Source organism: Gordonia sp. 135 (assembly GCF_009720185.1).
Taxonomy (GTDB): domain Bacteria; phylum Actinomycetota; class Actinomycetes; order Mycobacteriales; family Mycobacteriaceae; genus Gordonia; species Gordonia alkanivorans.
Genome location: NZ_CP046257.1, coordinates 4791460 through 4813231, shown reverse-complemented (window position 1 = coordinate 4813231; position 21772 = coordinate 4791460). Strand labels below are relative to the sequence as shown.

Here is a 21772-nt window from a genome sequence, read left to right as displayed (position 1 = left end):
AGTCAGGGGCGGATGTTCTGCGCGGCCTGCTCGACGATGGTCGCGATCCGCTTGGTCTTGGTCTCGGGTCTCTTCGCCAGCGCGATCTGAGCCAGCCCCATCTTCCGGGCGCTGGGTGGGAAGGCGTCCCAGCTGGCGCGGGCCGTCGGGTCCGCGTCGAGGGCGGCGGCGAGTTCGGGGGGCTCGATGCCGGCCTCGGCGTCGTCGAAGATGGTCCACAGGCCACGTGCTTTGGCGTCGTCGATGACCGCCTGGCCGGCCGGTTGCATGCGGCCGGACTCGATCAGGTCGGCGACCCGCGCCTTGTTCGACGCCGCCCACGGACTGTTGCGGCCACGCCGCGTGAACCACAGGCCGCGCCGCGCGTCGTCGAAGACACGGCTGTGGCCGTCGATCCAGCCCCAGCAGCGCGCCTCCCGGACCGCTTCGTCGTAGTCGAGCGGCTCGCGTCCGGAGTCTTTGCGCCAGAAGATGAGCCACACACCGGACGAGCTCTGGTGGTTGTCGCGCAACCACTCTCGCCACTCGTCGAGGGTGTCGACGGCGAGCTGTGGCGCACGCGGATCGGCCATGCGTTCACCCTAATCGCGGACCGTCCACCTCGGTACAGTTGAGAACGTGACCGGCATTCTCGAGTTCGCGAGCAACAACTGGTGGCTGATCTTCCCCATCGGTGGTGTCGTCGGCGGCTGGGCCGGGTCGATCGCGAAGTACAACGAGAAGCGGCGCAAGGACAAGATCGAACTCGCGCGCATCAAGGCCGCCGCTCAGACCGAACAACTGAAGCTGACCACGACGTCCGTCGAGCAACTCCGCAAGACACTCAAGCAGCATGACGGGCTCAACGAGAAGTGGTTCGCCTACGAACTCGACCTGGCCACGCTGATCGAGTACCCGCTCATGACCGACATGCGCGAACCCCTCACCCTCGCCTTCCATCGTGCGCGGGTCCACGCCGACGACCTGAGACCGGAACCGCCGCACGCCGGCGACACCGAGACGACGCTCGCCCCGGCGGACTTCGTTGATTACCGGGACGCGGTCGGCGACTACGCTGCGACCTTCGACGCCGCGGAACGGGAGGCACGACGCCGCAAGCAGGCCGGCTTCTCGCCGATCGAACGGGAAGCGCTCGACCGCGCCCGCAAGCTGATCAGCGTCGCCTCCGACTCGGGTGCCACCGCCGCGGAACGCCAGGCCGCGTACAAGAAGGCGCGCGCCGAACTCGACGGGCTCATCGACGTGCCGCCCTTGGCCGCCGAACGCCTCGAGCGCCAGATCGCCGGGGAGCTCGAGCGGGGGCGCGGAGACTGAGCTCGCGGCAGATGTCGCCTTTCGTGTCGCCGGGCGATACGAAAGGCGACACCTGCCCCCTGGTGACTACCCACGGTCTTCGCACCTCGGGGAGCGGGAGGTCAGCCCGCCTCGATCGCCCCGGTGAACTGGCTCTCGTAGAGGCGGCAGTAGGCGCCGCGGGCGGCGAGGAGTTCCTCGTGGTTGCCCTGCTCGACGATGTGACCGTCCTCCATCACGACGATCACGTCGGCGTCGCGCACCGTCGAGAGTCGGTGTGCGATCACGAAACTCGTGCGATCGGTGCGCAGGTTGGCCATCGCCTTCTGGATGAGCAGCTCGGTGCGGGTGTCGACGGAGCTGGTGGCCTCGTCGAGGATGAGGATCGTGGGCCGGGCGAGGAACGCCCGGGCGATCGTGATGAGCTGACGCTCACCGGCACTGACGCCGCCGCCCTCGTCGTCGAGAACGGTGTCGTAACCGTCCGGGAGTGTCCGGACGAAATGGTCGACGTGGCTCATCCGGGCGGCTTCGAGCACCTCCTCGCGGGATGCGGAGGGGTCGCCGTAGGCGATGTTGTCGAAGATCGTCCCGCCGAACAGCCACGAGTCCTGCAGCACCATGCCGGTGCGCTCGCGCAGGTCATCGCGGGTCATCTCGGCCGAGTCCACGCCGTCGACGCGGATGGTCCCGGAATCGACGTCGTAGAACCGCATGATCAGGTTGACCAGGGTGGTCTTGCCGGCGCCGGTCGGTCCGACGATCGCGACCATGTGTCCGGGACGCGCTGTCAGGGTGAGGTTCTCGATCAGCGGCTTGTCCTCGACGTAGCGGAACGAGACGTCGTCGAACTCGATGAGCCCGTTGTCGACCGCGGGGGTCTTGGGGTTCGCCACGTCCGGGGTCTGCTCGTCGGCGTCGAGGATGTCGAAGATGCGCTCGGCAGAGGCGACACCGCTCTGCATGAGATTGATCATCGACCCGATCTGGGTCAGCGGCTGCGTGAACTGGCGGGAGTACTGGATGAACGCCTGCACCTCGCCGAGGCTCAGCGAACCCGACGCCACGCGCAGGCCGCCGACGACGGCGACGGCCACGTAGTTGAGGTTCCCGAGGAACATGATGGTCGGCATGATGACGCCGGAGATGAACTGTGCACGCCAACTCGACTGGTACAGCTTCTCGTTGCGTTCGTCGAAGGTGGCCTCGATCTCGCGCTGACGGCCGAAGGCGGTGACCAGCTCGTGGCCGGTGAACGCCTCCTCGACCTGGGCGTTGAGAGCCCCGGTCGACGCCCACTGCGCGGAGAAGTGCGGCTTGGAACGCTTCGCGATGACGGCGGTCGCGACGATCGCCAGCGGGACGGTCGCGACCGCGATCAGTGCGAGCAGTGGCGAGATCCAGATCATCATCACCAGCAGGGCGATCACGGTCAGCACCGAGTTCACGAACTGGGCGACGGTCTGCTGCATGCTCTGCGACAGATTGTCGAGGTCGTTGGTGACCCGGCTGAGCAGCTCACCGCGCGGCATCGTGTCGTAGTACCGCAGGGGCAGACGGTGGACCTTCTCCTCGACTCGGGCGCGCAGCTCCCGGATCGTCTCGACCACGATGATGTTCAGCAGGTATGCGGCCAGCCACGCCATCCCGGACGCCACGACGTACATCGCGAAGGTGATGAACAGGACTCGGCCGACGTCGCCGAAATCCACTCCGACGCCGGGTGTCACGTCCATCGACGAGACCATGTCGGCGAAGGTGTCGTCACCCTGGGCCCGCAGACCTGCGACCGCCTGGTCCTTCGACACGCCGGCCGGCAGCATGCGGCCGATGACCCCGTTGAAGACGAGGTCGGTGGCATGTCCGAGGACGCGCGGCGCGATGGCCAGCAGGATCACCGAGCCGACGATCGAGGTGAGGGTGACCGTCATCAGGCCGCGGTACGAACCGAGCTGGGCGACAACCCGTTTGATCGACGGCCAGAACGAGCGCGGCTTGGACTCGGGGCCGCCGGCGGCCATCGGTCCACCCGGGCGGGTCATGCGCGCTCCTCCATGGCCAGCTGGGATTCGGCGATCTCGGCGTAGGTGGGACACGAGGTCAGCAGGTCGTCGTGTGTGCCGATGCCGACGACGCGGCCCCGGTCGAGGACGACGATCTGCTCGGCGTCGACGATGGTCGAGATACGTTGCGCGACCACGATCACCGACGCGTCGCGGGTAGCCGGACGCAGCGCCGCCCGCAATCTGGCGTCGGTGGTGAGGTCGAGGGCCGAGAACGAGTCGTCGAACAGGTAGATCGCGGGGCGCCGGACCAGTGCACGCGCGATCGCGAGCCGTTGCCGCTGTCCGCCGGAGACGGTGGTGCCGCCCTGGGCGACGCGGGTGTCGAGGCCGTCGGGCATCGCCGAGACGAACTCGTCGGCCTGGGCGATGCGCAGCGCCTCCCAGATCTCGTCGTCGGTGGCGTCGGACTTGCCGTGCAGGATGTTGGACCGGATGGTCCCGGAGAACAGGTACGGCCGCTGCGGGACCAGGCCGATCACCGAACGCAGTTCGTCGGGATCGAGTCGCTTCACGTCGGTGCCGCCGACGCTGACCCTGCCCTCGGTGGCGTCGATGAGGCGGGGCACGAGTCCTAGGAGCGTCGTCTTGCCGGACCCGGTCGAACCGACGATGGCGGTCGTGGTTCCCGGCGTCACGCGGAAGCAGATGCCGCTCAGCACCGGATCGTCGGCGCCCGGATAGCGGAACTCGGCGGCGTCGAACTCGACGGTTCCGGGATGGCCGGCGAATCCGATCGGGTCGCTCGGCGGATGCACCGAGGTCTCGGTGTCGAGGACCTCGGTGATGCGCTCGGCGCACACCGCGGCGCGCGGCGCCATCATGGCCAGGAACGACGCCATCATGACCGACATCAGGATCTGCATCACGTAGCTCATCAACGCGGTGAGCGCGCCGATCTCGACGTTGCCGTCCGACACTGCGTGCCCGCCGAACCAGATGACCGCGACGATCGTGACGTTCGTGATCACCAAGACCAGCGGGAACATCAGCGCCATCAGCTTGCCGACCCGTAGCGTGGCGTCGGCGAGATGGTCGTTGGCGGAGCCGAAACGCTTCCGCTCGTACTCTTCACGGACGAAGGCGCGTACCACGCGGATACCGGTGATCTGTTCGCGCAGAACACGATTCACCGCGTCGATGCGTTCCTGCATCGACCGGAACCCGGGAATCATGCGGGCGATGACGAGACCCATCGACAGCCCGAGAATCGGCACCGCGATCGCGATGACCCACCACAGTGCCGGGGCCTCGCGAATACCCATGATGATCCCGCCGAAGCACATGATGGGAGCCATCACGAGGATCGCGCTGCTCATCACGATCAACATCTGCACCTGCTGGACGTCGTTGGTGGTGCGCGTGATCAACGACGGTGCGCCGAAGGTGCCGACCTCACGGGCCGAGAACGAGTTCACCCGGTGCAGCAGGTCGCCGCGGATGTCGCGGCCCACACCGAGAGCGGCCCGGGCGCCGAAGAACTGCGCGATGATCGTCGCCACGATCTGCACGACGCTCACCAGCAGCATCCAGCCGCCGATGCGCATGATGTAACCGGTGTCGCCGGTCGCCACGCCGTTGTCGATGATGTCGGCGTTGAGGCTCGGCAGGTACAGCATCGCCGCGGTCGCCACGAGCTGCAGCGACACCACCATGACGATGTTGATGCGGTACCGCTGCAGGTACGTACTGATGAGGCGGGTCAACATGGCACGATCACCTGCGCCAGACTAGTTGCCTCCGCTAAAGGGCGAACGTCGGTCTCCCGTCGATCAGCCGCCGAACAACGCGACGGCCGCCTCCCCGGTGTGGGTGAGGTAGGTGAACGATTCCTGGAAGTAGAGGTTCACCACGTCGGCGTCGTGGGAGTCGTAGCCGATCGACACGTCTTGCCCGATCGTCAGTTCGAAGTCGCCGCCGCGGGTGCTCATGACGAATGCGCCGCGGATCGCCGGCGCCCACACGATGTCCCCGTCGAGGAGCCGCTGGATGTGCTGGCGGATGGGGTATCCGTGGTTCGACGTCTCGTTGACCTGCGTGTACACGTCGGCCGACATGGCGACGGAGTACGGCCCGTCGACAGAGGCGAGCCGCAGCGTGGTCAATGCCTGGCTGACGGCCTCCGGGTAGTCGCGGACGTCCTCGGGCAGCTGGATCGGGGTCGCGGTGGCCTCGGAGCGGATGCCGGTGATCGACGCCGCCGCGTAACCCTCGAAGATCGCGCGGTCCTCGGCGAGCGCGAGTTGGCGTGCGGCCTCGACGACCGGGTCCCAGTCGGAGTCCTGCGCACCGCGATCCACATCGTCGATGGCCTCCCGCGAGACGGTGAACGGCACCTTCAACTCGACCAGCGACTGCGTCCGCCTGATGAACGCCTGGATGCCGTCGGCCGGCGAGTCGATCTTGCTGCGATGGCCCAGCGTCACCGCGGCCGTGTCGGCCCCCATCGGGCCCTTCACGTCGACGAGCCGGCGGCCGGCGATGTTCCGCTTGAACGACCGGGTCGCCTCCTCCTCGATCTCCGCCCACGCGGCATCGGAGATGGGAGCGAGCTCGCGGTGCAGGTTGTTCATGGTGGCCTCCTGGTGCGGTGGTGTCGGGCGATGGTCTGTCTGTGGTGGCGCTAGTGCAGGGAACCGATCCCCAGGGAACCGTCGGTGCGGCGGGCCGGGGCCGCGACGGTGGGCTCGACTGTGCCGGGTGCGGGCGGCAGGTCCTCGAGGAAGTCGAGGGTCGGGGTGAAGAACTGCGACCCGGTGACAGCGGTGGTGAAGTCGAGGAGGCGGTCGTAGGTACCCGGCGGATCGCCGATGAACATCTTGCGCAGCATCTCCTCGGTGACGTCGGGGCCGGCGGAGTAGGCGATGTAGAAGGTGCCGTTCTCGCCGTTCCCGGAGACGTCGCCGTAGGGCATGTTGTCGCGGACGACGTCGATCTCCTCGCCGTTCTCGTCCTCGACCTTGTTGAGCGCGATGTGGGAGTTGGGGGGTTTCACGTCGTCGGACATCTCGACGTTGTCGAGCTTGGTGCGCCCTATCGCGGCTTCCTGCTCACTCGTGCTCAGGTCGTTCCACGACGAGAGGTCGTGGACGTAGCGCTGGATGGCGACGTAGCTGCCGCCGGCGAAGGCGGGGTCCTCGTCTCCCACCGTGATCGCGTCGATCGCTGCCTGTCCCACGGGGTTCTCGGTGCCGTCGACGAATCCGATGAGGTCGCGCAGGTCGAAGTAGCGGAAGCCGTGCACTTCGTCGACGACGGTCACCGCGTCGCCGAGGGCGTCGGTGATGAGGCGGCCGAGCTCGAAGCACAGGTCCATCTGGTCCGACTTGATGTGGACCAGCAGATCCGCGGGGGTCGCCGGCGCGGTGTGGACCGCGCCCTCGTAGGGGACGAACGGCCGCAGCGAACGCGGGCGGGGGCCGTCGAACAACCGGTCCCAGGCATCGGAGCCGATCGAGACGATGCCGGCCAACGCTGCCTCCGGTGCGCGCGAGGACACCGCGTTGTTCAGTCCCGGGATCTCCTTCAGCACATCACGAACCGTGTCCTCGCCACCGTCGTTGATGGTGAGGACGAGAAAGATCGCCGACTTGGTCTTACGCGTCAGGATCGTCTGCGGCACGGGCACGCCCAATACCCTAGCCGACCCATGTCCGAAATGGGATCGCCGACCGTGCCGTCAAAAAGTAGGGCAGGCAACCCTTTTCGGAGCCGTCCCGAACCGCCGTGCCGGGACGTCGAGATCAGCTGCGCGCGACGGCCCTTCCGGCGGCACGTCCGGAGAAGATGCACCCGCCCAGGAAGGTGCCCTCGAGGGCGTTGTAGCCGTGCACACCGCCGCCGCCGAAACCCGCGACCTCGCCGGCCGCGAACAGGCCGTCGAACGCGCTGCCGTCGGGTCGCAGCACCTGCGAGTCGAGGTTGGTCTCGAGGCCGCCGAGGGTCTTGCGGGTGAGGACGTTGAGTCGCACCGCGATCAGCGGGCCGTGCGCGGGGTCGAGGATCCGGTGGGGCTTGGCCACCCGAACGATCCTGTCGCCGATGAACTGTCGGGCGTTGTTGATCGCCATCAGCTGGGCGTCCTTGGAGAACTTGTTCTCCACCTCGGCGTCGCGGGCGGAGATGACGCGTTCGATGTGCGCGAGATCGAGCTCGGGGCCGCGGGCGATCGCGTTCATCCCGCTGACCAGCTCGGGCAGGTTGTCGGCGACGACGAAGTCGATGCCGTTGCGCACGAAGGCATCCACCGGTCCGGCGGCACCCTTGGCGAGTCGGCTCTTCGCGGCCAGCTTGAGGTCCTTGGAGGTGATGTCGGGGTTCTGTTCGGAACCCGAGAGCATGAACTCCTTCTCGACGATGGACTGGGTGAGGATGAACCACGAGTAGTCGTGACCGGCGGCCAGGATCGCCTTCATCGTCGAGTTCGTGTCGAAGCCGGGAAAGTTCGGCGGCGCGAGGCGGTTGCCGTTGGCGTCGAGCCACAACGACGACGGTCCCGGGATGATCCGGATGGCGTGGTCCGGCCAGATCGGGTCCCAGTTGTGGATGCCCTCGGTGTAGTGCCACATGCGGTCGCGGTTGACGATGCTCGCACCGGCGTCCTCGCTGATCCCGAGCATGCGTCCGTCGACATGTGCCGGGACGCCGGAGATCATCGTCTTGGGTGCGGGGCCGAGACGGTCCACCGGCCAGTTCTTGCGGATGAGGTCATGGTTGTGGCCGATGCCGCCGGACGTCACGATGACCGCTCCGGCGCGAATCTCGAAGTCGCCCACCACATCGCGGTTCGACGCCTTGCCGCGTTCGAGGTCGGTCGGTGCGAGGGTGGCGCCCCGCACGCCTGCGGCGACGCCGTCTTCGATGATGAGTTCGTCGACGCGATGGCGGAACCGGAACTCGACGAGCCCTCGCTTCTCGGCCTCGAGGACCGGTTCGGCGAAGATCCGGACGACCTCGGGGCCGGTGCCCCAGGTGAGGTGGAAGCGTGGCACGGAATTGCCGTGCCCGTCGGCGAAGCCGCCACCGCGTTCGGCCCAGCCGACGATCGGGGTGATGCGCAGCCCGAGATCGTGCAGATACTGCCGCTTCTCGGTCGCCGCGAAGTCGACATAGGCCCGGGCCCACTGACGCGGCCAGTAGTCCTCGTCGTCGCGGTCGAATCCCGCCGACCCCATCCAGTCCTGCAGGGCGAGGTCCGCGGAGTCGGAGATGCCGAGCCTGCGCTGTTCGGGGGTGTCGACCATGAAGAGTCCGCCCAGCGACCAGAATGCCTGTCCGCCAAGATTGTTGCGGTTCTCCTGGTCGACGACCACCACGCGTCGTCCGGCCTTGGTGAGCTCATATGTCGCGACCAGACCCGCCAGACCCGCACCGACGACCACCGCGTCGGCCACCTGCTTCGTCACGACAACTCCTCACCGCGTCGATGTGCCGCCTGTCCCCACCCGGACACGCGCCCCAGAGAGAACATTAGCGCCGCGTCACACCGAGATGTCGGCGTACCGGTGGAACCACGGCGCGGCGTCTTCGAGGGATGCGGCGAGCGCCAGGAGATCACCGTCGGCGCCCAACCGGCCGACGAACTGGACCCCGAGCGGAAGCCCGGTCCCGGTCCAGTGCAGCGGCACACTGATCGCCGGACGTCCGGTCATGTTCGCCAGCTGCGTGTAGGGCACCCAGCCGAGGTTCTCCTCGATGAGCTGGTCGACGATCCCCACCCGCGACATCACCTTCCCCACGCGGGCGCGGGCCGCGAGCCGGGCCGCCCGCTGCAGGAGCGGCGGGGTCGTCATCGACCCGACGGCCGGCGGCGGAACGGCGAGGGTCGGGGTCAGGAGCAGGTCGTGCGTGTCGTGGAAGCGTTCGAGAGCGCGAACGTGGTGGTTGACGTGGTCGAGTGCCCGGAAGAGCGGCACGACCCCGGCCGCCCGGCCGATCTCGGCGAGGGCGAGCGTGTCCGCCTCGAAGTCGGCGTCCCCCGCGCCGGACAGGCGTGCCTCGTCGACCTGGGCGGCCGCCTTGGCGAACCAGATCTCGAGGAAGTCGCGTGCCAGCTCCGCGTCGTCGTGCGGCGGGTCCACCTCCTCGACATGGTGGCCGAGTTCGGTGAGCAGCTGCGCGGCGTGCTCGACGGCCGCGACCGCCTCGGGATGAGGTGCCGGGTTGATGGCCGAACGGGTGGTGAACCCGATCCGCAGCAGCCGCGGGGGAGTGGCGATCCGCGCCGTGAACGACTCGGTGTGGAGGGGTGCGGGATAGGTCGACGACGCGGTGGGCCCGATGATCGCGTCGTAGAGCGCGGCCGCATCGCGCACCGTGCGGGTCACGACGCCCTCGACGCCCATCCCGAAGAGCGGCTCGCCGGTGGCGGGTCCGAACGGCATCAGGCCGCGCGACGCCTTCAGTCCGACGAGTCCGGTACAGGCCGCCGGGATGCGGATGGAGCCGCCGCCGTCGTTGGCGCCGGCTGCGGGTACGACGCCGGCGGCCACGGCCGCAGCGCTGCCTCCGGATGAGCCGCCGGGGGTCACGTCGAGGTTCCAGGGGTTGCGCGCCGGACCCCACAGGTCGGATTCGGTGATCGCCTTGGAACCGAACTCCGGGGTGTTGGTCTTGCCGAAGACCACCAGCCCGGCGTCGAGGAAGCGCTGGACGACCGTCGCGTGCTCGGTGGCGACGTGCCGCGCCAGCGACCGGGAGCCGCGCGTCGTCGGATAGCCGCGGTAGTCCTGCGCGAGGTCCTTGATCAGGAAGGGAACGCCGGCGAACGGGCCGGTCAGCTCTGTGCGGGCCCGGTGGTCGGCCTCGGCCTCGATCGGGATGACGATCGCATTCAGGTCGGGGTTCACCGCGGCGGCACGGGCCCGCGCCAGGTCGAGGAGTTCGGCAGCCGTGACCTCACCCGATGCGACGAGCCCGGCGAGGGCGGTGGCGTCGGCGCCGAGGTATTCACCCATGTCCACGGCCCCGACCCTAATGAGTGCGGGGTCGGGGTGCGGCCTGGATGGCCGATACGGCTGCCTCGGTGATCGAGCTGATCCCCACATCACCGTTAACCACCCAAACGAATAACGGTGCGGTCGCGACAATTTCGTCCGTTCAAAGGGCAAAATCCGACACTTGTGCCGCATATGGGTCATATGAGCTGTTCACAATGAGGCAGATGTGACGCGCACCACTGCCCATCGGTGTCACGAAGGCCCGTCCAGCCTTTGCCGCGACGTTATCGTGCCGTTACACTTCACAACGACGGGTACCGCTCCTGACGGGGATCAATAGAATCCCCCTACGTATGACTTCCGCAGTACCCGGTAGGCAAGACCCAGAAGCGGCCGGCTCCGGCCGAGATCCAAAGGAAAACTGACGAATGCTGACTCGCGCCCGTAAGCGCCTCGTCGCCGGACTCGTGGCTCTCGTGGCCGTGTCAGGTGCCACGCTGGTCGCAGCTCCGCCGGCGTCCGCAGCCAATGGTTGCAACGTCGAGTACGTCCGCTCGAACGCCATGAACCGGACCGTGCCCGTGTGCATCGTCTCGGCTGGTGGCGGCGGACCGAAGCCGACGCTGTACCTCCTCGACGGCCTGCGTGCCCCCAACAACAACAGCGGTTGGCTCATCAACACCGATGTCGCCCGCTACATGGCGGGCAAGGGCACCAACGTCGCCATCCCGTTCGGCGGCGGCGGCAGCTTCTACACCGACTGGCAGTCCTTCGACCCCAAGCTCGGCAACAACAAGTGGGAGACCTTCCTGACCCGCGAGCTGCCGCGCTACATGGCCGCCCGCCATGGCAGCGACAACCGTCGCAACGGCATCGCCGGCCTGTCGATGTCGGGCACCTCGGCGCTCAACCTCGCGTCGCGTCACCCGGGCTTCTACCAAGCGGTGGCCTCCTACAGCGGCTACCCGACGGTCACCCTGCCGGGCTTCACCCAGGGCATCCAGGCCTCGGTCATCGAGATGGGCGGCAACCCGTCCAACATGTGGGGCTTCTACCCGGCCGGCAGCTGGTTCCAGAACGACCCGTTCCTGAGCGCGGGCAACCTGGCCGGCAAGCACGTCTACATCTCGTCCGGTAGCGGCGTCGGCAGCAAGTACGACTCGTCGGTCAACCCGACCAGCAGCAACTTCGACCCGGTCAAGTTCGCGCAGATGATCCCGCTGGAGGTCGCCGCGTCGACCAGCAGCCAGCTGTACGTCGGCCGCGTCGCGCTCGTTCCGGGCGTCAAGCTCACCACCCGGATCACCCCGGACGGTGCGCACTGGTGGGACTACTGGCAGAGCACCTTCAAGGAGTCGTGGGCCAAGACCTTCCGCCCGGCGTTCTTCTGAGCCGCGTAGGCGGTCTCGCAACTTCATAGAGACAACGGCAAGGGCCGGTGACCTTCGGGTCACCGGCCCTTGTTGTTGTGCGGGTGGCATGCGGCCCGGAGCTTGCGGAGCCTCTCGTCCGGCTCCCTGAGGAGGTCCCGGAGCTTGCGGAGGGGCCGTCTCGAAGGGCTGGTGAGGGTTCGCGACGGGAGCGCCCGAGGGCAGATGCAGCGGAACGTATCGCCGACCGACACCTTTCGCTACATCTGCACCCATACGAAAACACCGCGGGTGCATCCGGTGATCCGGATGCACCCGCGGTGGTCGTTCTGGCAGCTGGCCCTACTCGGGCGGCGGCTGCTTGCGGAAGGAGCGCGTCGACGAGTCGTCGGCGGGCGGTTCGCCGCCGTCGACCTTCGGGATCTGCTCGGTCGGACGCTCCCACGGGTTGCCGGCCGACGATGCGGTACCGGCCGCCGGACCGTCCCGCTTGATCATGGAAGTCCGGCGGTCATCTGCGGCGGGCGCGGTGGCAGCCGGGCCTGCGGTGGCCACGGCGGCGTCGTCGCGACGTCCGCGGAAGAACATGAAGGCCGCAAGCGCCAGCATGATCACGCCGAGCACGCCGAGGACGATCGGCAGCCAGAAGCCCAGGAGCTTCAGCTGCGTCACGTATCCGCTGGCGGTGTCGGCCTGCTTGGTGACGATCCCGTCGGCCCACTTGAAGGTGCCCTTCAGCGCGTCCATGCGGAAGTTGCGGACGACCTCGGGGTTGGACTCGCTCTGGTCGGGCGACTTGAAGTACTGGTGCTGATCCTCACGGCCGTCGACGATGGTGCCGGTGATCGGCTCGACGTAGACGTGGCGCACCGCCGCAGCGTGGCGGTGCATCGTGATCGGATCGTTCGGGCGGACGCCCTGACCGCTGATGCCCCACCACTTGGCAGGCATCGTCAGCATGGTGCCGAGGGCGGCTTCGCCCTGGGCGTTCGGCAGGCTCGACAGGTCCTTCTCCGGGACGTCGCAGGCGAAGTGAAGGGTCTTGATGCCCTTGATCTCGACCTCGTCCTGGAACTTCGCGGTGCAGTCCTGGCGGGTGTTGAGGTCGTAGTAGAGGTAGTCGCGCTGCTGGACGTCGAACCCGAACTTGTACTGGAAGCCCTTGCGGTTGTCCAGGGCGACCGAGACGTCGTTGACGTTGCCGCCCGGCGGCACGGCCTCGAGCTGCAGCGAACTCACGGCACCGTTGGGGACCGACGTCTTGCGGTTCACCGACACGCGGTCGATGCTCGCGGTGAGCAGGCCGTCCTTACAGGTACGGGTCTCGCCGGCAGCGGCGACGGTGGGCTCGGTCTCCTGACCGTCGGCGTCGCGCAGGCGGTCGATCAGGACGGTCTGCGCGGACTGCAGAGTCGCCTGGCGGCTGTCCGAAGGCTCGACGATCACCGAGCGGCGTTGCTGGGTGAGATGCGCCTCGAATGTGCGGGCACGATCCTCCGACACCGAGCAACGGTCGAAGATCACCGCCGGGAAGCGGTCACCGGTGGACCCGTCGGCGGCGACGGTCGTGGCATCCGAGGTGATGTCGAGGTCGAGGGGCACCACCTTCAGCGTCGGCACCAGGTACAGCGGGATGGCAAGGGCGACCGCGAGGAACGCGGCACCGAAAAAGGCCAGCAGTGCCGGCACGAAACGTCTCATGTGTGACTCCTGTGAATCAGCAGCGTAATCGGTATCACCCTAGCGGGCGTCTCGCGTTCCGTACGCGTCAGTAGGCCCGACATGCCGGGATTCGCGATCGTGCATCAGTTCGTGCGGGTCCGGTCGGCGCGCCGATCGCGTTCGGCCTCCTTCAGGATGCCGGCCATGTACCCGTAAATCTCTTTGTCGGACATCGCTTTCCACCTCGGGGCCAGGAGCTTCGTGTACTTCTCGACGTACAGCAGCTGTTTGCCGACCAGAACCAGCTCGCGGGGGAGTCGGGCGTCGTGGGCCTTGGCCACCGCGGCGAGCTGTCGGCCCAGGTCGGTGTAGGACATCGAGCCCAGATCGGTCGTCGACAACGGGGTCGTCACCTTCTTGATGTCCTCGGCGCCCTTGGTGGTCGACCCGGGCTTGTGCACGGCGCCGAGCAAGAAGATCGCCCGACCCGCGGATTCGTAGTCCGCGCGGACCACCAGGTCGACGACGAGCTGGCGGAGGATGCGACGGGTGCGGGGCGTGAACCGCCCGACGATGCCGAAGTCGAGCAGCACGATCTTCCCGGCGTCGTCGACGAGGACGTTCCCGGCGTGCAGGTCGCCGTGGAAGAGACCGCCGTGGAATGCCGAGTCGAGCAGCGACAACAAGAGGTTGCGGCACAGCGCGACGCCGTCGTGCCCGGCCGCCCGGACCGCCGCGGCGTCGTCGATCCGGACCGCGTGGATGCGCTCCATCGTCAGCACGCGCGGCGTCGTGAACTCGTCGTAGACGCGCGGCACACGGACGCGGTCGCCGAAGGGGCCCGGCTGTAGGCATTCGAACCACTCGCGCATGGTGTCGGCCTCGATCCGAAAATCGAGTTCGGCGTCCAGGCCGGCCGCGAAGTCCTCGACGACGTGGCGTGCACTGAGCATCCGGCCGTACTCGGAGATCTCGACGAGACCGGCGATCCTCTCGAGGATCGCCACGTCTGGGGCCAGACGGTCGGCGATCCCGGGTCGCTGGATCTTGACGACCACCTCGTCGCCGCTGTGCAGGGTCGCGGTGTGGACCTGGGCGATCGACGCCGAGGCGATCGGCACCGGATCGAACTGTGCGAACACCTCTTCGGGCGGGCGGCCGAGTTCGGCGACGAACTGTGCGCGCATCGCGTCGGGATCGGCCGGCTTCACGCGGTCGAGCAGCGACTCGAACTCGGAGGAGAGGGCGTCGGAGAAGACGCCGGGACTGGAGGCGATGAGCTGCCCGAGCTTCACATACGTCGGGCCGAGATGTTCGAAGGTGGCGCGTAGTTCATGCGCGGCGCGCGCAGCACTGGGTGCGCGACCGCGCAGCGCGTCGCCTGCCGTGTGGAGGACGAAGCGTCCGAGGCCCGCAGCCGCGTGCGCAGTGGTCGTCCCGAATCGCGTGACCTCGGCGATGGGCGACACCGGGTGCAACTGCGTGCGCCGGCCGTCGTCGGCCGAGCTGTTGATAGTCACCGTCGGCCATTGTAACGATCATCGATGTCCGATCCAGTGTCTCCACGGGCTGCGTCGGGCTCCGACGTGCCGAGGTGGCGGAGACGCACGGACGACGGCAGACTTGTTCCGTGCCGACCCATGCGCCCTCGCGCATCGGTCCTTCGACCGCGAACAGTGTCGACACCCTCTAGCACCCCACCCCCTAGGAGATCCCCGTATGCCCACGACGGTCAACGCGTACATAGCCACGGCAGCGGATCGCCCGCTCGAACCGACCACGATCGAGCGACGCGACCTCGGGCCGAACGACGTCGCGATCGCCATCGCCTACGCCGGCATCTGCCACTCCGACATCCACACGGCGCGAAACGAGTGGAACGGCACCAAGTTCCCGGTGGTGCCGGGGCACGAGATCGCCGGTACGGTCTCGGCCGTCGGTGCAGGCGTCACCCGCTACGCCGTCGGCGATCGCGTCGGCGTCGGCTGCTTCGTCGACTCCTGTCGTGAATGCGAGCCGTGCCGCCTCGGTGAGGAGCAGTACTGCGAGCGGGGAAACACCGGAACCTACAACGCGACCGGCCGTGACGGGCAACGCACCCACGGTGGATACAGCACATCCATCGTCGTCGACGAGAACTATGTCTGCCGCATCCCGGAGGGCATCGCGCTCGACGTGGCGGCTCCGCTGCTGTGCGCCGGGATCACCCTGTATTCGCCGCTGCGACACTGGGAGGCGGGTCCCGGCAAGAAGGTGGCCGTCATCGGGCTCGGCGGTCTCGGACACGTCGGCGTCAAGATCGCGCACGCACTCGGCGCGGAGGTGACGGTCCTGTCGCAGTCGCTGAAGAAGATGGAGGACGGGCTGCGCCTGGGCGCCGACCACTACTACGCGACGAGTGATCCGCAGACCTTCCGCGAGTTGCGGGGGCGGTTCGACCTCATCCTCAACACCGTGTCGGCCAACCTCGACATCGGGAAATACCTCGGCATGCTCGCGCTCGACGGCACGCTCGTCGAACTCGGTCTGCCCGAACATCCGATCGAGGTCCCGGCGGGCGCGCTGATCGGCAAGCGCCGAAGCTTCTCCGGTTCGATGATCGGTGGGATCGCCCAGACCCAGGAGATGCTCGACTTCTGCGCCGAGCACGGTATCGGTGCCGAGATCGAGGTGATCTCCGCCGACCGGATCAACGAGGCGTACGACCGGGTGGTCGCCTCGGACGTGCGCTACCGGTTCGTCATCGACACGGCCACGCTCTGACCCGACGACTCGTCTCGGCCCGGTCCGCTCAACCGGCGGCCGGGCCGGATGTTTGATGTACTCGTTGCTGGGAATCCGTACGCGGAACAATCCGCACCAACCTCGAGGAGGCGGCCGCGCATGACGTCAACGGAACTCGCGCCGGTCGAGCAACGCACCGATGCGCCGCGACACGTCGAACTTCCCTTCACTCATGAGGGGGTGGGCGCGACACAGATGGTGCCCTGGCGCAACGGAATTCGGCACGACGCCAGGTCCTCGACGATCCTTCCCGATCGCCGACGGGCCGATCGGACCTCAGAAAACCATCGTGATGAGCCCGATGATGATCACCACCATCGCGATCACCAGCAGCCCGACGCCCAGCAATGCGCCGACCCCGCCGGCCGGGAAGCGTTTGGTCCGATCGGGTTGTTCGTGCGAAAGGCCTGACGTCTGAGGGGTATCGGGAGGGGTGTCGCCGGGCGCGACGCCGCCACCGGCCTCGAGGTCGGGTGTCCCCTCCGGTGCTGGGTCCATTGACTCGCGTGGTTCGTCTGACATGTCAGTCGCATACCCGCGTCACCGGGGTCCCACACTTCGAGTCCAGCGCGTGGGGCGTGGGGCGGCGTTTGGAACACGTCCGTACCGGGAAACCGGACATCTGACGGATACCCGAAAAGGATTGGTGGTGAAGGCCCTACATGTCCGAAGAGCTTCCGATGGAGCCGGCCGAGACCGGCACACCGGACCAGACACCCGACGACGCGCGCCGCAAGGTCGACGAACTCGAGGCGGAACACGTCGACGAACCCGATGAGAAGCCGACGTCGGCTGAACCGACATCCACATCCGACGACGAGGACGATCTCGAGGCACCTGCGTCCGGCGACCCCGAGCCGCCGGACTGACCAGCGCCGAGGAGGCCGTCGGTGGATTCCACAACCGTCGAGCGCCAGGAGGGCAGGAGTATCCCGAGTCTGCGCATGGTGGCCGAGCACGGGTTGCCGGAGACGCTGATCACCAACGGGGAAGACCGGATTCGCGGCATAGCCGAACGGTTCGGTATGGACTACCGCGGGGTCACGGTCACCCGTGACACAACACTTCAGATGACCCCGCGCGGTGATCTCGAGACCGTCTGGGGATCCGACCGGATTCCGGACGAGGTCGTGGTCTTCGTGACGGAGATGCCCCGTCTGTTCAGTGGGCTCGGTGGTGACACCCGTGCCCGGGACAGCGTCGTGCTGGCCGAACTCGACCGGGAACGCGGCGCCGCGGTGATCTCGCTGCCGGCGCTGGGGCCCTCGCCCCGCCGACGGCTGGGAAAACTGATCACGATGGTCGTGTCCGTGCTCAAGGATTCCTCGACCGAGCCGTTCGAACTGTCTCGCGGACTGGTGGTCGAACGGGACGGCGAGACGGAATACGTTGTGGCCCAGGGTCTTGTCTCGCGAGCGCTGCTGACGGCGGGGATGGTCCGCGGCAACCGGCCGTGGCGTCTGATCCCGATGCTCACGGGTATGACAGCAGCGGCGGCCGCGGCGGCGTCGTTCGGTGTCTTCTTCTCCACCATCTGGTCGATGGCCAACGCGCTCAGTCCGTGGCGCCTGGCCGCCATCTCCGTATTGTCGATGGTGCTGGCGACACTCTGGCTGATCGTCAACAACCGCCTCTGGGAGCGGACCACCGACACCTACCGGCCCCGCGCCCGCCTCTACAACACGGCCACGGTCTGCACCGTCGTCTTCAGCGCGGTGGTTCTCTACGTCGGCCTGTTCCTCGCGGTCCTCGTCGCCGCGATGACCGTCATCGACGAGACCTTCCTGTCCTCACAGCTCGGATTTCAAGCAGGACTGAACAATTACCTCAACCTCGCCTGGCTGGCGACCTCGATGGGGATCTTCGCCGGCGCGCTGGGGTCCAGCGCCGACAGCCACGACGACGTGCTCCGGGCGACGTACGGTTATCGAGAACGCCTGCGACGCCGCGCAGCGCAGTCGTCGCAGGGCGGCGAGATGAGCGAATCCCACTGACCCGCAGCATCGTGCTGCCACAAACTGATCGGAGTCCGACATGCCGTCTCTGGATCAATCTCGAGCTCCGCTCCTGGAAGCGCTCGACAAGTACCGTCGCAACAACCGATACGGCTACACGCCGCCCGGCCACCGGCAGGGGAGAGGCGTCGACGAGCGCACCCGTACCACGATCGGAGCGGCCGCGTTCGAATCGGATGTCCTCGCGTCCGGCGGCCTCGACGACAGGCGGATGTCCAACGCCTACTTGTCCGACGCCGAAGAGCTGATGGCGGATGCCGTCGGAGCCGAACTGGCATTCTTCTCCACCTGCGGCAGTTCGTTGTCGGTGAAGGCAGCGATGATGGCGGTGGCCGGCGGTGAAGGCGGTGAACTGCTCATCACCCGGGACGCGCACAAGTCGATCGTCGCCGGGTTGATCTTCTCCGGCCTTCGTCCACGGTGGGTGCGCCCGCGCTGGGACGAGAATCTCCACCTGACGCATCCGCCGTCGCCCGAGGAGGTACGCAAGGCGTGGGAGACGGATCCGCAGGCGGCCGGCCTCCTCATCGTCAGTCCGACGCCGTACGGCACCTGCGCGGACATCCGGGCGATCGCCGACGTGTGTCACGAGTACGGCAAGCCCTTGATCGTCGACGAGGCGTGGGGTGCGCACCTGCCGTTCCACGACGAGCTGCCTACGTGGGCAATGTATGCCGGAGCCGACCTGTGCGTCGTCAGCGTTCACAAGATGGGCGCGGGATTCGAACAGGGGTCGGTGTTCCACGTACAGGGGGACCTGATCGACCGCTCCCGGCTGTCCCAGTGTGCAGACCTGCTCATGACCACGAGCCCGAGTGTCCCGATTTACGCCGCGCTCGACGGTTGGCGCCGGAACATGGTCGAATCGGGTCGCGAAATCTTCGGTGGTGGATTGGAGTTGGCCCGACACATACGACGGAGCGTCGACGAGATGGAGGGTCTGATCGTGATGCACGACGAACTGCTCCACGAGGAGGCCAGTCACGATCTCGACGAGATGCAGGTCCTGATCGACGTCCGAGATCTCGGGGCCAGCGGCTATCAGTGTGCGGACTGGCTCCGATCGCACCACTGCGTCGACGTCGGAATGAGTGACCACCGCCGTATCCTCGCCACCATCTCACACGCGGACGACGAGGACACCGCGGATCGGTTGCTCACCGCGCTGAGCGACCTCGCTTCCGCCGCAGGATCTTTCGATCACCCTCCGGCGATCCACCAACCGACTCCGGAGGAGCTGCAGCTGGAGACAAGGATGCTCCCGCGGGATGCGTTCTTCGGAGACACCGAGCGGGTACCACTCGACGACGCGCCGGGACATGTTGCCGCCGAACAGATCACGCCGTATCCCCCCGGCATCCCGGTGGTGGTCCCGGGCGAGGTGCTGAACGATGCGGTGGTCGAGTACCTGCGGACCGGCAAGAACGCAGGGATGAACCTGCCCGATGCCGCAGACGACGATCTGGACACCATCAAGGTCGTGTGCCGCCCTTCCTGATATCGAAGGGCGCAGACGCCATGTAGACGGTTACCCGCGAACGGCGGGGAAGGTCAGCTGGGTTGGCGCTCGGCGAGCATTGCCAGACGGGTCAGACACTCGTTCAGCCGGGGAGACATGGCCGTCTGCTGCACAACCGGCGGAATCCATTTCAGTGGTGCGGTCTCGACGAACTCTTCCATACCGATGATCGAGCCGTTGCCGTCCTTCTCGATCGTCATCCGGATGCGGGCGCGACCGAAGGGCCAGCCGGCGGCGGAGAGCTCCAGCAGCCCGGCCTTGGATTCGCACGATGTGGTCTCGTCGTTGAGCAGCGCCGGCCAGACACCCACCGAGTGGTGGATCCTCGACCCGGCCTGAGGCCAGTTGGCATCGACGTCGCGGATGCGTGATGCGCCGACCACCCAGGAGGCGTAGAGCCAACCGTTGGACAGCACCGACCAGACCTGTGCGGGAGTTGCGGATGTGTGGCGTTCGACGCGATTCATGGAATGTTCTCCGTTCAGTCTTTGTCTCGGGACTTGGTGAGGTGTCTGCTGATGGTGCGGCTCAACGTCCGTCGTGGTAGCCCGCGCAGGCCGTCAGAGGCGAGGGCGGCGCGGGCGGCGTTGCTGCCGCAGGCGCCGTGGACTCCGCCTCCGGGATGTGCGGCTGACCCCGCGAGGTATAGGCGGTCCACGGGGGTCGTGGCGCCACCGAGGTTCGGCGTCGGCCGGAAGACCAACTGCTGGAACAGTTGTGCCGTACCGCCGTTCACCGTCCCGTGAACGAGGTTTGCGTTGGCGGTCTGCAGGTCGTGTGGGGTCTGCACGTGGCGGCCGACCATCATGTCCGAGACACCCGGAGCGTGTTCCTCGAGGACCTCGTCCATTCGAGCGGCGAGGAGTCGAGCGGCCTCGTCGTCGGTGACGCCACGGGGGAGATGGCTGTAAGACCACGCGCTCTCGGTGCCGGTAGGCGACCTCCCCGCGTCAGCCGTCGTCATCTGACCGAACAGCAGGAACGGGTGTTCCGGGATGTTGCCGGTCTCGATGTCGGCGGTGGAGTAGGCGATGTTGCGTGCGTCCGCCCCGAGATGCACGGTCCCCGCTCCGGTCAGATTCGAGCTGCGCCAGGGGATCTTCCCGTCGATCGCATAGTTCACCTTCACGACCGGGGTGTCCCAGACGAACCGCTGGAGGTCGTCGAGCACCCGCGCTGGCACGTCGGCTGGCGAGAGCAGTTCTGTGTAGAGCGCAGATGCCGAGACGTCGGCGAGGACGGCCCGATCGGCCTTCCACCGCCGTCCGCCGCGGTCGACGACGCCGACCGCCCGGCCGCCCCGGACATCGATCCAGGAGACTCGGCTGCCGCAATGTATCTGTGCACCAGCACTCTCTGCGCGACGCCGGAGTGCGGCCGAGAGGGCGCTCGCCCCACCGACTGGAACCGGGTATCCGGTGTCCTGACCCAACATGGTCAGCAGGTATCCCATCACGCCGCTCCCCGGTGCGTGAAGGGGGATGTCGGCATGCAATGCGTTGCCCAGGATGAGTAATCCGGCCTTCTCGCTGCGGAAGAGCTCTCGCACCATCTGGTCGGCCGGGAGCACCAGGAACCGCGCGAGACGCAGTGCTTCCGCGGTGCCGATCGAGCGCAGGAGGGACAGGACCGCGCGAACCGGCGGAAACGGCCCGAAGAGGGTGTTGAGGATGGCGGGTCGGAGCGTCTCCCATTGACCGACCAGATCGAGCCAGGCCTGGCCGTCGCGGCGGTCGAAGGTGGCAAGGTGGGCTGCGGTGTCGGCGGCGTCGGGGTGGATGACCGGGGCGTCGTCGTCCTCGGGGCCGGCCGGGTGGCCGAACGCCAGCGGTGCCCGGCTCCACTTCAGGCCGTGTTCGTCGAGTGCGAGGTCGGTGAACACGGGGGAGGCGACCGCAAGAGGATAGAAAGCGCTGAACAGATCGGTGACATAACCGGGGGTCAGCTCGGCACTCTTGATCGCGCCGCCGACCTCGGGGGCGGCTTCGAGGACCGTGACGTCCCAGCCGGCGTCGGCCAGCCTGATGGCGGAGATGAGCCCGTTGTGTCCGGCGCCGACCACGACCGCGTCCGACACTCGCCCCAACTCCCTTCGCTGCTACGCGGGCCGTCCGGCCCATGGGTGGAA

The 21772-nt window shown here is 67.4% G+C and carries 18 protein-coding genes; 6 read left to right on the top strand and 12 right to left on the bottom strand.

The annotated features are described in order from the left end of the window. Positions 1 to 2: 2 nt before the first annotated feature. On the bottom strand, positions 3 to 572 hold the full coding sequence (locus tag GKZ92_RS21730; protein WP_006358035.1) for a YdeI/OmpD-associated family protein: 570 nt from the start codon (positions 570 to 572) through the stop codon (positions 3 to 5). A 46-nt stretch (positions 573 to 618) separates the two neighbouring features. Here GKZ92_RS21730 and GKZ92_RS21725 point away from each other — a divergent pair, with 46 nt between their 5' ends. Beyond that, positions 619 to 1314, top strand: coding sequence for a hypothetical protein (locus GKZ92_RS21725; protein WP_042377118.1), 696 nt, complete (start codon positions 619 to 621; stop codon positions 1312 to 1314). A 101-nt stretch (positions 1315 to 1415) separates the two neighbouring features. On the opposite strand, the gene GKZ92_RS21720 is transcribed toward GKZ92_RS21725, so the two are convergent. The 6 genes from GKZ92_RS21720 to GKZ92_RS21695 all read right to left on the bottom strand — a co-directional run bounded on the left by GKZ92_RS21720 (position 1416) and on the right by GKZ92_RS21695 (position 10312). Beyond that, positions 1416 to 3335, bottom strand: a complete 1920-nt coding sequence (locus GKZ92_RS21720) for an ABC transporter ATP-binding protein (RefSeq protein WP_042377116.1) — start codon at positions 3333 to 3335, stop codon at positions 1416 to 1418. Continuing rightward, complete coding sequence (locus tag GKZ92_RS21715; RefSeq protein ID WP_035753675.1) at positions 3332 to 5065, bottom strand: ABC transporter ATP-binding protein; 1734 nt, start codon at positions 5063 to 5065, stop codon at positions 3332 to 3334. Before GKZ92_RS21715 ends, GKZ92_RS21720 begins: the two co-directional genes overlap by 4 nt. Before the next feature lie 63 nt (positions 5066 to 5128). Continuing rightward, a complete protein-coding gene (locus tag GKZ92_RS21710; RefSeq protein WP_006358031.1) occupies positions 5129 to 5929 on the bottom strand; it encodes a family 1 encapsulin nanocompartment shell protein in 801 nt (266 codons plus the stop codon). A gap of 50 nt (positions 5930 to 5979) precedes the next feature. Then, positions 5980 to 6984, bottom strand: a complete 1005-nt coding sequence (locus GKZ92_RS21705; protein WP_035753676.1) for a Dyp-type peroxidase — start codon at positions 6982 to 6984, stop codon at positions 5980 to 5982. Positions 6985 to 7099: 115 nt separating this feature from the next. Continuing rightward, the gene (locus tag GKZ92_RS21700; RefSeq protein ID WP_035753677.1) at positions 7100 to 8761 is read right to left on the bottom strand and encodes an FAD-binding dehydrogenase; all 1662 of its coding nucleotides are present in this window, start codon (positions 8759 to 8761) and stop codon (positions 7100 to 7102) included. Between the two features lie 75 nt (positions 8762 to 8836). Beyond that, positions 8837 to 10312, bottom strand: coding sequence for an amidase (locus tag GKZ92_RS21695; protein WP_155225751.1), 1476 nt, complete (start codon positions 10310 to 10312; stop codon positions 8837 to 8839). 410 nt (positions 10313 to 10722) lie between these two features. On the opposite strand from GKZ92_RS21695, the gene GKZ92_RS21690 reads away from it, so the two are divergent. Continuing rightward, positions 10723 to 11685 carry an alpha/beta hydrolase gene (locus GKZ92_RS21690; RefSeq protein ID WP_006358027.1) on the top strand — a complete coding sequence of 321 codons (963 nt, stop codon included), beginning with the start codon at positions 10723 to 10725 and terminating at the stop codon, positions 11683 to 11685. A gap of 321 nt (positions 11686 to 12006) precedes the next feature. Here the strand turns inward: GKZ92_RS21690 and GKZ92_RS21685 are convergent, their stop codons facing one another. After that, a complete protein-coding gene (locus GKZ92_RS21685) occupies positions 12007 to 13365 on the bottom strand; it encodes a DUF3068 domain-containing protein (protein WP_035753681.1) in 1359 nt (452 codons plus the stop codon). 104 nt (positions 13366 to 13469) lie between these two features. Continuing rightward, the gene (locus GKZ92_RS21680; RefSeq protein WP_155225634.1) at positions 13470 to 14846 is read right to left on the bottom strand and encodes an ABC1 kinase family protein; all 1377 of its coding nucleotides are present in this window, start codon (positions 14844 to 14846) and stop codon (positions 13470 to 13472) included. A 199-nt stretch (positions 14847 to 15045) separates the two neighbouring features. Here GKZ92_RS21680 and GKZ92_RS21675 point away from each other — a divergent pair, with 199 nt between their 5' ends. Beyond that, positions 15046 to 16089, top strand: a complete 1044-nt coding sequence (locus GKZ92_RS21675) for an NAD(P)-dependent alcohol dehydrogenase (RefSeq protein WP_006358024.1) — start codon at positions 15046 to 15048, stop codon at positions 16087 to 16089. Positions 16090 to 16386: 297 nt separating this feature from the next. Here the strand turns inward: GKZ92_RS21675 and GKZ92_RS21670 are convergent, their stop codons facing one another. Then, a complete protein-coding gene (locus GKZ92_RS21670; protein ID WP_035753689.1) occupies positions 16387 to 16632 on the bottom strand; it encodes a DUF6480 family protein in 246 nt (81 codons plus the stop codon). A 140-nt stretch (positions 16633 to 16772) separates the two neighbouring features. Between GKZ92_RS21670 and GKZ92_RS21665 the strand changes: the two genes are divergently transcribed. The 3 genes from GKZ92_RS21665 (at position 16773) to GKZ92_RS23975 (ending at position 19623) form a co-directional block, all read left to right on the top strand. Then, positions 16773 to 16979, top strand: coding sequence for a hypothetical protein (locus tag GKZ92_RS21665; protein WP_006358022.1), 207 nt, complete (start codon positions 16773 to 16775; stop codon positions 16977 to 16979). 75 nt (positions 16980 to 17054) lie between these two features. Then, positions 17055 to 18104 (top strand): hypothetical protein, encoded by a 1050-nt coding sequence (locus GKZ92_RS21660; protein ID WP_035753692.1) that lies wholly within the window; start codon positions 17055 to 17057, stop codon positions 18102 to 18104. A gap of 49 nt (positions 18105 to 18153) precedes the next feature. Beyond that, complete coding sequence (locus GKZ92_RS23975; RefSeq protein ID WP_075863771.1) at positions 18154 to 19623, top strand: aminotransferase class I/II-fold pyridoxal phosphate-dependent enzyme; 1470 nt, start codon at positions 18154 to 18156, stop codon at positions 19621 to 19623. Positions 19624 to 19676: 53 nt separating this feature from the next. Here the strand turns inward: GKZ92_RS23975 and GKZ92_RS21650 are convergent, their stop codons facing one another. Both GKZ92_RS21650 and GKZ92_RS21645 read right to left on the bottom strand, forming a co-directional pair. Beyond that, positions 19677 to 20111, bottom strand: a complete 435-nt coding sequence (locus GKZ92_RS21650; RefSeq protein WP_075863724.1) for an SRPBCC family protein — start codon at positions 20109 to 20111, stop codon at positions 19677 to 19679. A 14-nt stretch (positions 20112 to 20125) separates the two neighbouring features. Then, on the bottom strand, positions 20126 to 21721 hold the full coding sequence (locus GKZ92_RS21645; RefSeq protein WP_075863725.1) for a phytoene desaturase family protein: 1596 nt from the start codon (positions 21719 to 21721) through the stop codon (positions 20126 to 20128). Positions 21722 to 21772 lie beyond the last annotated feature (51 nt).

Coding starts and splice junctions, on each gene's coding strand:
- GKZ92_RS21690 (WP_006358027.1), top strand. CDS start 10,723: ATGCTGACTCGCGCCCGTAAGCGCCTCGTCGCCGGACTCGTGGCTCTC.
- GKZ92_RS21685 (WP_035753681.1), bottom strand. CDS start 13,365: ATGAGACGTTTCGTGCCGGCACTGCTGGCCTTTTTCGGTGCCGCGTTC.
- GKZ92_RS21715 (WP_035753675.1), bottom strand. CDS start 5,065: ATGTTGACCCGCCTCATCAGTACGTACCTGCAGCGGTACCGCATCAAC.
- GKZ92_RS21665 (WP_006358022.1), top strand. CDS start 16,773: ATGTCCGAAGAGCTTCCGATGGAGCCGGCCGAGACCGGCACACCGGAC.
- GKZ92_RS21695 (WP_155225751.1), bottom strand. CDS start 10,312: ATGGGTGAATACCTCGGCGCCGACGCCACCGCCCTCGCCGGGCTCGTC.
- GKZ92_RS21650 (WP_075863724.1), bottom strand. CDS start 20,111: ATGAATCGCGTCGAACGCCACACATCCGCAACTCCCGCACAGGTCTGG.
- GKZ92_RS21670 (WP_035753689.1), bottom strand. CDS start 16,632: ATGTCAGACGAACCACGCGAGTCAATGGACCCAGCACCGGAGGGGACA.
- GKZ92_RS21710 (WP_006358031.1), bottom strand. CDS start 5,929: ATGAACAACCTGCACCGCGAGCTCGCTCCCATCTCCGATGCCGCGTGG.
- GKZ92_RS21675 (WP_006358024.1), top strand. CDS start 15,046: ATGCCCACGACGGTCAACGCGTACATAGCCACGGCAGCGGATCGCCCG.
- GKZ92_RS21730 (WP_006358035.1), bottom strand. CDS start 572: ATGGCCGATCCGCGTGCGCCACAGCTCGCCGTCGACACCCTCGACGAG.
- GKZ92_RS21720 (WP_042377116.1), bottom strand. CDS start 3,335: ATGACCCGCCCGGGTGGACCGATGGCCGCCGGCGGCCCCGAGTCCAAG.
- GKZ92_RS21660 (WP_035753692.1), top strand. CDS start 17,055: ATGGTGGCCGAGCACGGGTTGCCGGAGACGCTGATCACCAACGGGGAA.